Raw genomic sequence first — 12072 nt, 5'->3', positions numbered from 1 at the left:
TAAGTTAGGGTGCCCGGACCCAATTGAGGTGAATCAGGGGAACCCCTATTGGGTTTCGGTAAGATTGTCCCCATTCTAATGGAAGCCCCCCACCTTTGCCCCGCCGCGGGGATGACGGCGGGGAATTGATGTAAGAGAGAACTATGCGTACTTGGATGTGTCTGATTTGTGGCTGGGTCTATGACGAAGAGGCCGGCCTGCCCGACGAAGGTATCGCTCCCGGCACCCGCTGGGAAGACGTGCCGCCGAACTGGGTCTGTCCCGAATGCGGCGCCCGCAAAGAGGACTTTGAGCTGATGGAAATCTGAACCTGTAGCCGACATATTCCGCCAGGGCTCGTAAGATGGGGCTATACCCCCATCCCTCGTAACCGTCGGACTGCCGCCAGGCAAGATGGGCCGCGTTCGCGCGGCCTCTCCCACGGTTCTCTCAGACTACCCAAGAAGGGGTTGCCATGACGGAAAAACACCACGAAGACGCCACGACGCAGGCGGCCAACTTCGCCAATCAGTTCCTGATCGCCATGCCGGGCATGGTCGAAGGAAGCCTGGCGGGTTCCGTCATCTATGTGTGCGAGCACACCGAGCGCGGCGCGCTGGGCCTGGTCATCAACCGCCCCACGGACCTGACGCTGGGCACGCTGTTCGAGCGCATCGACCTGACGCTGGAGATCGGGCCCGTCAAGGATACCTTTGTCTTCTTTGGCGGTCCGGTGCAGACCGACCGCGGTTTCGTATTGCATGCGCCCGCCGGCGACTACAGCTCCAGCATCAAGATGGGCGGCATGGCGCTGACCACCTCGCGCGACGTGCTGCAGGCCGTGGCCGACGGCAACGGGCCCGCCCGCATGCTGGTCACGCTGGGCTATGCGGGCTGGGGCGCCGGCCAGCTTGAAAGCGAAATGGGCCAGAACGCCTGGCTCAGCGTCGGCGCCGACGACCACATCATTTTCGACGTGCCGCCCGAAGACCGCTATCCCGCCGCGCTGAAGCTGCTGGGCATCGATCCCGTCATGTTGGCCGGCGACGCGGGCCATGCCTGAAGAAACACTGCTTGCCTTCGACTTCGGCGAGAAGAAGATCGGCATCGCCATCGGCAACACGCTGACGCGCCAGGCGCGTCCCCTGGAAATCATTTTCAGCGAGATCCGCGACGCGCGCTTTGGCCGCATCGCGGCGCTGCTGCAGGAATGGCAGCCCCACCGCGTGGTCGTGGGGCTGGCGCTGGACGCCGATGGCGGCGATCAGCCCGCCACCGCGCGTTGCAGGCGCTTCGCCAACCAGCTCCATGGCCGCTTCGGCGTCGCCGTCGAACTGGTGGACGAGCGCGGCTCCAGCATGGAGGCGCAGCGCCTGCTCGGCACGCATGCCGCGGATGACGCGATGGCGGCGGCTGTTATCCTGCAACGCTATCTGGATAACCTGCCTGCGTCCTGATGGCCGCGGCCCGTCCTGCCCATGCTCAATCCGCAACTTGACCGCCGCGGCGAACTCATTCATCTGCTGACCACGGAAGGGCTGCCCCGCCGCCATGTCGAGCGGCTGCTGGACGCGGCGCGCGCCGACGCGGCGGCCGGCGGCGCGCAGCCCGATGCGGCGCCGGCGCTGCCGGTCTTCCTGTCCCTGCCCGAAGCCGCCTCGGCGGACCGCGAAGCCTACGCCGCCGCGGCGGCCCGGCTGTCGATGCTGCCGGTGACGCTGAATGCGCCGGCCGTCGGCGCGCTGGCCGAAACCGCCGGCGCGCTGGCCCCGGGCGTGCTGGTGCTGCGCCACGAGGAAAGCGGCGCGGCCCATTGCGCGGCGGCCCACGCCGCGCCGGGCCTGCGCGTCATCAACGCGGGCGATGGCCGGCACGCGGACCCCTTGCCCGCCCTGGCGCTGGTCCAGGCCATCATCGAGATCAAGCACGACCTGACGAACCTGGCCGTGACGTTGGTGGGCGACATCAGCCATTCGCGCCTGGCGCGTTCCGTTATCCATCTCCTCACCACCCTGGGCGTGCCCGAGGTGCGCGTGGCGGCCCCGCGCACGCTGCTGCCCGAGGGCCTGCCGCAGCTGGGCGTGCGCGCCTGCGCCACCCTGCGGGAAGGCCTGCAGGATGCCGATGTCGTCATCGTGCTGCCCTTGCGCGTCGAACAGATCAGCGGCGCGCTGCTGCCTTCAGCGCGCGAATATGCCTACACGCACGGGCTGACGCCCGCCGCGCTTGCCGCCGCCAGGCCCGATGCCTTGCTGTTGCCCGCCGACCGGCTCGCGCCCGGCGTGGAGGTGGACGGCGACATCGCGGCCAGCGTTGCGCCCATCGAGGCGCGCCTGGCCGAACTTGAACAGCACTTGCGCCTGGCCGCCCTGCGCGTGCTGGCCGGAGACGCGCCATGAGGCTGCACATCGCCAACGGCCGGCTGATCGATCCCGCGCACGGGGTGGACGGGCGGCATGACCTTTACATCGCCCACGGCCACGTGGTCGCCGTGGGCGACGCGCCCGACGGCTTTCAGGCCGACCGCCGCCTGGACGCCGGCGGACTGGCGGTGCTGCCGGGCCTGATCGACCTGTCCGCGCGCGTGGCGCAGCCCGGCGCCGCCGGATTCGCGCCAGCCGAACTGCGCGCCGCGCTGGCCGGCGGCGTGACGCGCCTGGTGCTGCCGCCCCACGCGGACGCGCCCCTGGACGAACCGACCAAGGTGGAAGCGCTGATGCGCCATGCGCAGCCAGGACAGTGCGCGGTCCATCCGCTGGGCGCGATGACCGTGGCGCTGGCGGGCGAAACGCTGACGGAAATGGGGCTGCTGGCCCAGGCCGGCTGCATCGCCTATGCGCAGGGCGAATCCGGCATCGCCGACACGCGGGTGCTCTGGGGCGCCTTGCGGTACGCCGGCGGCCTGGGCCATGCGCTGTGGCTGCGCCCGCAAGACCCGTGGCTGGCGCGCGGCGCGTCGGCCGCCAGCGGCGCCTATGCGGAACGCCTGGGCCTGGAGGGATTGCCCGCGCAGGCGGAAACGGTGGCGCTGCACACGATCTTCGAATTGCAGCGCGCCACCGGCGCCCGCGTGCACCTGGCGCGCCTGTCCACCGCAGCGGGGCTGGAGCTGCTGCGCGCGGCCAGGCGCGAGGGCTTGCCCGTCACCGCCGACGTGTCCGCCAACAGCCTGCACCTGACCGACGTGGACATCGGCTTCTTCGACACGAATTTCCACCTGCGCCCGCCCTTGCGCGGCCAGCGCGACCGCGACGCCATCCAGGCGGCGCTGGCCGATGGCGTGGTCGACGCGCTGTGCTCAGACCACACGCCGGTCGACGGACGCGGCAAGGCCGCGCCATTCCCGGCATCGGCGCCCGGCGCCACCGGCCTGGAGCTGCTGCTGTCTTTGACCTTGAAGTGGGTGCGCGACAGCCGCCGCCCGCTGGCCGAGGCGCTGGCGCGGGTGACTTCCGGCCCCGCCGCCGTGCTGGGCAAGATCGCGCCTCACGCGACGCCCGCCGGGCACCTGGGCGTGGGCGCGCCAGCCGACCTGTGCCTGGTGGACCTGGATGCGGAATGGATAGTGACCCCCGCCGCGCTCCAGAGCCGCAGCGGCCACACCCCTTTCGCAGGTATGATGCTGCCCGGTCGTGTGCGCGCCACCGTGGTAGGTGGCCAGCCGGCCTGGGAGACTCCAGTTTGAAGCTGCTGCGCTTTGTCTTACGCCTGAGCCTTGTCCTGCCCTTGATCCTCTTCGGCCTGCTCTGCGTAGGTCTGGTGTATCCCCTGCTGCGTCCCACGGCGCGAGCCTGGCTGAACCGCAGCTGGTCGCGCTGCCTGATGGCGGCCTGTGGCCTGCGAGTCATCTTCAAGGGCCAGCCGCGCATGACGGGTCCGGTGCTGCTGGTGGCGAACCATGTCTCCTGGATCGACATCTTCGTGCTGAACTCTGCCCGGGCGACTTCCTTCGTCGCCAAGAGCGAGATCCGCAGCTGGCCCGTCATCGGCTGGCTGGTGGCCGGCGCCGGCACGCTCTTCATCGAACGCGGCCAGCGCCACGCGGTCCATGCGATGGGCGAGTCGATGCAAGCCCGCTTCAAGCAGGGCGATGCCGTCGGCCTGTTTCCCGAGGGCACGACGACCGAAGGCTTCGAGCTCCTCCCTTTCCACGCCAGCCTGTTCGAGCCGGCCCGCGCCGCCGCCATCGACATCCAACCCGTGGCCCTGCGTTTTCTTCAGCACGGCAAGCGCAGCGGCTATGCGGCGTTCGTGGGGGAGGAGTCGCTGGTGGCTAATCTTTGGCGGGTGCTGGGGGTGACGGGGTTGGCGGTGGAAGTGGTGTTCTTGCCTGCGTTGGAAACCCGGCATCCGGATGGAAGTCTGCCTACGCGGCTGGAGCTGTCTCACCAGGCTCGGGATGCGATTCTTAGTGTGCTTTGAGCTTTAAGGCGACGTCTTTTGGCTTCGTAGGTGCTAGCTGTCGGATCGTCGCAGGTAGCAGCGAGCCAGAAAATCCTCGCCTGTCGCTGCTCCGCCGGTGTCTGACACCCGTGTGAGACGATCTCCAGCTTGATCCGCCGTCTCATGGGTGTCAGACACCTGGTTCGTGGCCTGTCGCTGCTCTGCCGGTGTCTGACACCCGTGTGAGCCGATCTTCAGCTTGATCCGCCGTCTCATGGGTGTCAGACACCTGGTTCGCATCAGGCATTGGAGTTGAAATGGCGATTAGCAGCGAGCCAGAAAATTCTGGGCCTGTCACTGCTCCGCCGGTGTCTGACACCCGTGTGAGCCGATCTCCAGCTTGAGCCGCCGTTTCATGGGTGTCAGACACCTGCTCATAGGTGTCAGACACCTGGTTCGAGCCCCGTCACGTCAGGCGCCTTAAGAACCACCTCCAAGCCGCCAAAAAAACCCCTTACTTCCACCCCCCGGAAAACTCGCAGCAACTCTCAGCCAACTCCGCCACGCTCTCGCAAAAAGCCACATCCGCATCTCGGCGGAACATTGCGCTGTAGACCGATTGCGGCGGCGCGGTGCTCGTGCGGGCGATCACCAGCTGCTTGGCGCTAACCATGTCCGCGAAGTAATCGCGCGGCAGGCAGCTCACCCCGAAGCCCGCGGCGGTCAGGCCCGCCATGGCGATCAGGCTGTTGATGGTGAAGATATTGCTGGCCGGCGTGTGGGGACGCAGCCAGCCGTCGTAGATCATGTTCAGCCCCGACTCCCGGCTCTGCCGCAGCAACGGCAGCCGCGCGATGTCGGCGGGCGTGTAGATGCGGCTCGCGTCGATCAGGTCGGGGCTGCCCATCCATGCGAACTCCAGCCTCTGCAGCGCCACCACCTGCAGATTCGGTTCCGCGAACTCGCCGTGCAGGAACGCCATGTCCAGCTGCCCGGCCTGCAGGCGCTTGAGCAGGTCGGCGCCCAGGTCGATATGCGGTTCCAGCGTGATGCGCGGGTAATGCGCGCGCAACAGCCGGATCAGCGCGGGCAGCCAGGTCATCGCCGTGATCTCGGTGATGCCGAAACGGAACGTGCCGGTCAGCGTGTGCTGGCCCTTCAGGCGGACCAGCAACCGGTCGCGGTGGCCCAGCATCTCCTCGGCCAGCGCATAGACCTCATGGCCGCGCGCCGTCAGTTCGGCGCGGTGGCCCGAGCGGTCGAACAGCGCAATGTCGAAGTCGGCCTCCAGCTCCTGGATGCGCTTGGTGATCGCCGATTGCGTCGTGTGCAGCTTTTGCGCCGACGCCGAGAAAGTGCCCAGCCTGACCGTCCAGTACAGCGCTTCGATCTGTTTGAAAGTCAGCATGCGGGTCCCCCTTGCGAGCCGTTATTCATTCCAAAATTTCCATTAAGGGCTAACCCTTATATTCCTAAAAGGGATAAAGTTCGTGGAAATTTAATCCCTTTTTCGGAATCGGAAAAGCTCGCACCATTCGATCTGACTTACTTCCCGACCGTCCGGCGCCTGGGCCTGAAACCACCAGAACCCGGCGGCTCCCGACTCAGGATACGCAGACCTTCATGGCTACCATTTCCACCGGCGCCCGCATATTGCCGGCTTCTCCCGTCGCTCCCGCCTCCATCCTGGAGGCGCTGGCCGGCATCGTCACCCCGCATCTGAGCGACAACCTCGCGCGCCGCGAGGGCATCTCCGGCCTGCGCCGCTACAACGGCAGCGGCAAGCTGGCCGGCACCGCGCTGACGGTCAAGACCCGGCCCGGCGACAACCTGCTGATCTACAAGGCGATGATGCAGATCCAGCCCGGCCACGTGCTGGTGGTGGACGCGGGCGGCGACCTGTCCAACGCCGTGCTCGGCGAGATCATGAAGCGCTACCTGCAGGTCCATGGCTGCGCGGGCGTCGTCGTCGACGGCGCGATTCGCGACGTGGCGGCCTTCGAAGCCGACAGCTTCCCCTGCTACGCGCGCGGCCACATCCACCGCGGCCCCTACAAGGACGGCCCCGGCGAGGTCAACGTGCCGGTGTCCATCGGCGGGCAGGTCATCAACCCCGGCGATATCGTGGTGGGCGACGAAGACGGACTGGTCAGCTTTGCGCCATCCGACGCCGAAGCGCTAATCGCCGCGGCGCGCGCGCACGCCGACAAGGAGGCGCGCATCATGGCCGAGATCGCCGGCGGCGAGAAAAGCCAGAGCTGGATGCAGGCCGCGTTTGCCGCCAAGGGATTGGCATGAGCGGCGCCGAGCACGAATTCCTGGCCGAGCGGGCGCGCGTCATCAAGCCGTCGCCCAGCATGATGGCCAAGAGCCGCGTCGACCAGTTGCGCGCCCAGGGCCGCGACATCATCGACTTCACCGTGGGCGAACCCGACCTGCCCACGCCCGCGCACATCGTCCAGGCCGGCATCGACACGCTCAACAGCGGCGACATCCGCTACACCTCGTCCACCGGCGCGAAGCCCCTGCTGGAAGCGGTGCGCGCCAAGTTCCAGCGCGAAAACGGACTGGACTACGGGCTGGACGAACTTATCGTCGGCGTGGGCGCCAAGCAACTGATCTTCACCGCGCTGGCCGCCACCGTGCAGGCTGGCGACGAGGTCATCATTCCGGCCCCGTACTGGGTGTCCTATCCCGACATGGTGCTGGTCAACGACGGCACGCCGGTGGTGGTGGCCTGCCCGGAGTCCGACGGATTCAAGCTCACGCCGCAGGCGCTGGAACGCGCCATCACGCCCCGCACGAAGTGGGTGCTTCTGAACACGCCCAGCAACCCCACCGGCGCGATGTACGACGCCGCGGAGCTGCGCGCGCTCGCCGAGGTGCTGGCGCGCCATCCGCGGGTGTGGCTCATGACCGACGAGATCTACGAACACCTGGCCTACGGCGATGCTCGCCATGTGTCGCCCGCCGCCGCGGCGCCGGCGCTGGCCGGCCGCACGCTGACGATCAACGGCGTGTCCAAGGCCTACGCCATGACGGGCTGGCGCCTGGGGTACGCGGGCGGTCCGAAGGCGCTGATCAAGGCCATGGCCACGCTGATCTCGCAAAGCACCAGCTGCGTCAGCGCGATCAGCCAGTCGGCCGCGCGCACCGCGCTGACCGCCGACCAGCAATGCGTGCGCGATGCGGCTGCCGTCTTCCACGAGCGGCGCGACCGCATCGTGGCGCTGCTGAACGCGGTGCCCGGCATCCGCTGCCCGCTTCCGCTGGGCGCGTTCTACGTCTATCCGTCGGTCGAAGGCCTGCTGGGCAAGCGCACGCCGGCCGGGCGCAAGCTGGAAAGCGATCTGGATGTGGTGATGTTCCTGCTGGACGAGGCGGGCGTGGCCGGCCTGGACGGCGCGGCCTACGGCCTGTCGCCCTATCTGCGGCTCAGCTTCGCGACATCGATGAGCAATATCGAGGAAGGCTGCCGCCGCATCCGCGAGGCGTGCGCAAGCCTGGCATGAAAACGGGCGGCCCTCATCGGCCGCCTCGCGTCCGCCGCGTCGCGGCGTTCGTTCAGCATCACCGGCAGTACCCATACCTATATTTTTTCAGGGGAAATAGCATGAAGACACTGATCTCTTCCTTCGTCGCCGCCGCCGGCCTGGCCGCCGCGCTGGCGCCCGCCGCCCATGCCGACACGCTGCAGGACATCAAGGCGCGCGGCAAGTTCATCTGCGGCACCATGGGCACGGCCGAGCCGTTCAGCTTCCAGGACCCGAAGACCCGCGGCATCGTCGGCTATGAAGTCGATATGTGCCAGGCAGTGGCCGACAGCCTGGGCGTGCCGCTGGAGCTCAAGCTGATCGCCGTCGAGGCCCGCATTCCCGAGCTGATCGCCGGCCGCGTGGACGTGGTGGCCGCCAACCTGGGCTGGAGCCCGGAACGCGCCCAGCAGATCGACTACTCGCACCAGCATTTCGTGAGCCTGCAGAAAGTGCTGGCGCGCGATTCCGAGAAAGACCTGAAGGCGCCCGCCGACCTGGCCGGCAAGCGCGTCAGCGCGGTGCGCGGATCCTCGTCGGAACTGGGCGCGCGCAAGAACATCCCCAACGTCGAGCCCGTGACGTTCAAGGACCCCAGCGGCGCGTTCCTGGCCCTGCAGCAGGGCAAGGTCAGCGGCTTCGTGGGGTCGGAACTGATGCTGGTCAAGCTCCAGGGCCAAGCGGCCAAGAGCGCGGTCCCGGTCAAGATTCTTGAGCCCGCCCTGTTCGTCGAGCCGTGGGGCATGGGCGTGCGCAAGGGCGACGCCGGCATGCTGAACCAGGTGAACAAGGTGCTGGACGGCATGGAGGCTTCGGGTCAGGCCGCCAAGACCTTCGACAAGTGGTTCGGCTCCGGCACGCAGTTCAACATCAAGCGCGACTTCCGCATCGAAGCCATCAAGGGTTGATGCGCCGAGCGCGCCGGAGCCTGGTTCGATGCACTACGTCTTTGATTTCAATGCCATTTTCCAGGGCGAGTATCCGGCCTGGCTGCTCAGGGGGTTCATCACCACCCTGGCGCTGGCCGGGCTTGCCTGGATTCTGGCGTTCTTCGTGGGCAGCCTGCTGGCGGTGATCCGCCTGACCGGCTCGCCCGTGGCCAACGGGCTGATCGCGACCTATGTCGCGTTTCACCGCAACGTGCCCATGCTGGTGCACATTCTTTTCTGGTACTTCGGCGTGCCGGCGCTGTTGCCGCAGCCCGTCACCGACTGGCTCAACAGCCACGGCAGCGAGTTCATCCTGTCCTGCATCGCGATCGCGCTGGTGATGTCGGCCTACATCTGCGAAGACCTGCGCAGCGCCGTGCGCGGCATTGCCCCGGGGCAGGTCGAGGCGGCGCGCGCGCTGGGCCTGAGCTTTCTGAAGACCATGCGCAAGGTCGTGCTGCCGCAAGCCTTCCGCATCGCGATCCCGCCGCTGCTCAACCAGACGCTGCTGCTGCTCAAGAACACCAGCCTGGCGATGGCCATCGGCGTGACCGAGCTGACCGCCGCCGGCCGCGAGATCGAGAACAGCACGTTCCGCACGTTCGAGGCCTACGCCGTGGTGACGGCCATCTACCTGGCGCTGTCGTTTCTGATCATGGGCGGCGGGGCGATCCTGCAACGACGCTATCGTCCGCTGGGAGCGCGCTGACCATGTGGGACATACTCAAAGACAACTGGCTCCTGCTGCTGATCGGGCAGTATCCGCACGGCCCTGTCGGCGGCCTGGCGGCCACCCTGGGACTGGCCGCCGTCAGCCTGGCCCTGGCGCTGCCCTGCGGGGTGCTGCTGGCGCTGGGCCGGATCAGCCCCTACCGGATCTTCTACTGGCCGTCCTCGGCGGTGGTCTACCTGGTGCGCGGCCTGCCGCTGCTGATGTTCATTTTCTGGGCGTACTTCTTCGTGCCGCTGATCATCGGCCGTCCCGTGGCGGGCACGACCACGATGGTGGTGGCGCTGGTCTGCTACGAAAGCGCCTACCTGGCCGAGATCATCCGCGCCGGCATCCAGGCGCTGCCGCCGGGCCAGCAGGAAGCCAGCCGCGCGCTGGGGCTGTCGTACATGCAGACCATGCGGCAAGTGATCCTGCCGCAGGCGCTCTACAACATGCTGCCCAGCATGCTGAGCCAGTTCGTGTCCACGGTGAAGGAGACGTCGCTGGCCTATGTGATCAGCGTGCAGGAACTGACCTACGCGGCCAACCAGATCAACAGCGTGCTGCTGACCAAGCCGTTCGAAGTCTTCGGGCTGCTTGCGCTGACCTATTTCGTCCTGAACTTTGGCCTGAGTTCCCTGGTGCACCTGACCGAACGCCGCATCGGCAGGCGGCGCGCCGGACTCTCGCCTGCCCCTAAAGTGGTGCCGACATGATCCGATTTTCCGAAGTGCAGAAGTGGTACGGCGATTATCAGGCGCTGGCCGATGTGACCGAGCAGGTCAAGAAGGGCGAGGTGGTGGTGGTGTGCGGGCCGTCGGGCTCGGGCAAGTCCACGCTGATCCGGACCGTCAACCGGCTGGAGCCGATCCAGAAGGGCCTGATCGAGGTGGACGGCAAGGACATCTACGGCGGCCAGATCCACCTGGATACGCTGCGCAGCCACATCGGTTTCGTGTTCCAGCAGTTCAATCTGTTCCCGCATCTGTCGGTGATGGAGAACCTGATGCTGGCGCCGCTGCAGCTCAAGCGCGCCCGCCGCCCGGAAGCCCGGGACCGCGCGATGCAGCTGCTGGAAAGGGTGGGGCTGGCGCACAAGGGGGAGGCCTATCCGGCGCAGCTTTCCGGGGGCCAGCAGCAGCGTGTGGCTATCGCCCGGGCGCTGGCGATGAACCCCCCGGTCATGCTGTTCGACGAGCCGACGAGCGCGCTGGACCCGGAGATGGTGGGCGAGGTCCTGCAGGTGATGAAGGGCCTGGCGAAGGACGGGATGACGATGGTGTGCGTGACGCACGAGATGGGGTTTGCTCGGGAGGTGGCGGATCGGGTGTGGTTCATGGATGCGGGGCGGATTGTGGAGACCGGGACGCCGGAGGGGTTCTTTACTCGGCCTGGGACGGTGCGGGCGCAGAAGTTTCTGGCTGAGATTCGGCATTGATTCTTTTGGACGGTGCTGGTTCTTGGGAGGCCGCTGGTTCTTAAGACGCCTGTCGCGCCGGGGGGCCTGGGGTGCGCGGGGCTGCGATTGCGGTCCGGAGCCTTCGCTCCGGACTGCCCCTTCGTCATCTTCGTCAGCGCCCTTGGCGCTTCCTTCAGATTCCCTCGGGCTTATCGACGCCCCGCGGACCCCAGGCCCCCGGGCGCGACAGGCTCTGTTGGTTTCAGCTTCACTGGCGCGAGGGCGGGCGGGGTTCTTGAGGTTCTCGCCACGGGTGAGGTGTGGCGGTGGATCTTGCGGGGCTCGCCCCCCGGCCGGCCGCGCGGGCGGCCTAGGGGGCTTTGGCGGTGTTTTGCGGTTGATGATGCTGCTGCGCGACGTTAACGGCCAGATACCGTCTGACCAGGGTCTGATACCGATAAGGCGCCGAACCAGGTGTCAGACACCCATGAGACGGCGGCTCAAGCAGGAGATCGGCTCACACGGGTGTCAGACACCAGCAGATGCCGATAAAGCGCCGAACCAGGTGTCAGACACCCATGAGACCGCGGCCCAAGCTGGAGATCGTCTCATACGGGTGTCAGACACCGGCAGATACCGATGAAACGCCGAACCAGGTGTCTGACACCCATGAGACGGCGGCTCAAGCTGAAGATCGTCTCACACGGGTGTCAGACACCGGCCGAGCAGTGACAGGCCCAGAATTTTCGGCCCGCCACAAATCGCCATTTCAACTCCAGTGCCCGATGGGCGGCGCGCGCGTACAGGTCTGCAGGCGCAAGCGGCTCGTTGTCGCGCGCCGCCCATCACCGCCTCTCCCTCCTGATTGCGGCGCCATTAGCAAGCCAACCGACGCATTCGCGCAAGCGACCACCGCCTCAACGCCCCAACACCCATATGCCGAATGCTGCCGCCCGCGCGGCTGCATTTCGGCGGCCCCGCAGATTCCCTGCCCTGATCACAGCTCTAGCAGCGTAGCAAACCCAGACACCCGTAGCCCGGTGGCGCGGGCGGTGGGGCTGCGAGCAACCTCCATGCGCCCGAGGGAATCTGAAGGCAGTCGCCGAAGGCGACAACGAAGATGACGAGGGGGCAGTC

General features: G+C 67.2%; 13 protein-coding genes. 12 read left to right on the top strand and 1 reads right to left on the bottom strand.

Going from position 1 to position 12072, the window contains the following annotated elements; translation table 11 throughout:
* Positions 1–143 precede the first annotated feature (143 nt).
* The 6 genes from ACFWP0_RS26525 (at position 144) to ACFWP0_RS26500 (ending at position 4401) form a co-directional block, all read left to right on the top strand.
* Entirely contained in the window at positions 144–308 is a 165-nt protein-coding gene (locus tag ACFWP0_RS26525) for a rubredoxin (protein ID WP_003814980.1), read from the top strand.
* 146 nt (positions 309–454) lie between these two features.
* Complete coding sequence (locus tag ACFWP0_RS26520) at positions 455–1042, top strand: YqgE/AlgH family protein (RefSeq protein WP_377847288.1); 588 nt, start codon at positions 455–457, stop codon at positions 1040–1042.
* On the top strand, positions 1035–1436 hold the full coding sequence (gene ruvX / locus ACFWP0_RS26515) for a Holliday junction resolvase RuvX (protein WP_377847286.1): 402 nt from the start codon (positions 1035–1037) through the stop codon (positions 1434–1436). Before ACFWP0_RS26520 ends, ruvX begins: the two co-directional genes overlap by 8 nt.
* Positions 1437–1457: 21 nt before the next feature.
* Positions 1458–2378, top strand: coding sequence for an aspartate carbamoyltransferase (locus ACFWP0_RS26510; protein WP_377847284.1), 921 nt, complete (start codon positions 1458–1460; stop codon positions 2376–2378).
* Complete coding sequence (locus ACFWP0_RS26505) at positions 2375–3664, top strand: dihydroorotase (RefSeq protein ID WP_377847282.1); 1290 nt, start codon at positions 2375–2377, stop codon at positions 3662–3664. The genes ACFWP0_RS26510 and ACFWP0_RS26505 overlap by 4 nt, the downstream gene beginning before the upstream one ends.
* Entirely contained in the window at positions 3661–4401 is a 741-nt protein-coding gene (locus ACFWP0_RS26500) for a lysophospholipid acyltransferase family protein (RefSeq protein WP_377847280.1), read from the top strand. The genes ACFWP0_RS26505 and ACFWP0_RS26500 overlap by 4 nt, the downstream gene beginning before the upstream one ends.
* Positions 4402–4876: 475 nt before the next feature.
* Here ACFWP0_RS26500 and ACFWP0_RS26495 read toward each other — a convergent pair whose 3' ends face one another.
* Positions 4877–5770, bottom strand: a complete 894-nt coding sequence (locus ACFWP0_RS26495; RefSeq protein WP_377847278.1) for a LysR family transcriptional regulator — start codon at positions 5768–5770, stop codon at positions 4877–4879.
* Positions 5771–5985: 215 nt separating this feature from the next.
* Between ACFWP0_RS26495 and ACFWP0_RS26490 the strand changes: the two genes are divergently transcribed.
* The 6 genes from ACFWP0_RS26490 to ACFWP0_RS26465 all read left to right on the top strand — a co-directional run bounded on the left by ACFWP0_RS26490 (position 5986) and on the right by ACFWP0_RS26465 (position 10974).
* On the top strand, positions 5986–6660 hold the full coding sequence (locus tag ACFWP0_RS26490) for an RraA family protein (protein WP_377847276.1): 675 nt from the start codon (positions 5986–5988) through the stop codon (positions 6658–6660).
* Entirely contained in the window at positions 6657–7874 is a 1218-nt protein-coding gene (locus tag ACFWP0_RS26485) for an aminotransferase class I/II-fold pyridoxal phosphate-dependent enzyme (protein WP_377847274.1), read from the top strand. The genes ACFWP0_RS26490 and ACFWP0_RS26485 overlap by 4 nt, the downstream gene beginning before the upstream one ends.
* A gap of 101 nt (positions 7875–7975) precedes the next feature.
* Entirely contained in the window at positions 7976–8803 is an 828-nt protein-coding gene (locus tag ACFWP0_RS26480) for an ABC transporter substrate-binding protein (RefSeq protein ID WP_377847272.1), read from the top strand.
* A 28-nt stretch (positions 8804–8831) separates the two neighbouring features.
* Positions 8832–9533, top strand: coding sequence for an amino acid ABC transporter permease (locus ACFWP0_RS26475; protein WP_377847270.1), 702 nt, complete (start codon positions 8832–8834; stop codon positions 9531–9533).
* A 2-nt stretch (positions 9534–9535) separates the two neighbouring features.
* The gene (locus tag ACFWP0_RS26470; RefSeq protein WP_377847269.1) at positions 9536–10252 is read left to right on the top strand and encodes an amino acid ABC transporter permease; all 717 of its coding nucleotides are present in this window, start codon (positions 9536–9538) and stop codon (positions 10250–10252) included.
* Complete coding sequence (locus ACFWP0_RS26465) at positions 10249–10974, top strand: amino acid ABC transporter ATP-binding protein (RefSeq protein WP_377847267.1); 726 nt, start codon at positions 10249–10251, stop codon at positions 10972–10974. Before ACFWP0_RS26470 ends, ACFWP0_RS26465 begins: the two co-directional genes overlap by 4 nt.
* Positions 10975–12072 lie beyond the last annotated feature (1098 nt).

Source organism: Achromobacter sp. NPDC058515 (genome assembly GCF_042721735.1).
GTDB lineage: Bacteria > Pseudomonadota > Gammaproteobacteria > Burkholderiales > Burkholderiaceae_B > Achromobacter.
The sequence above is the reverse complement of the archived record's forward strand: the minus strand, read 5'-3'. Positions and strand labels throughout refer to the sequence as shown.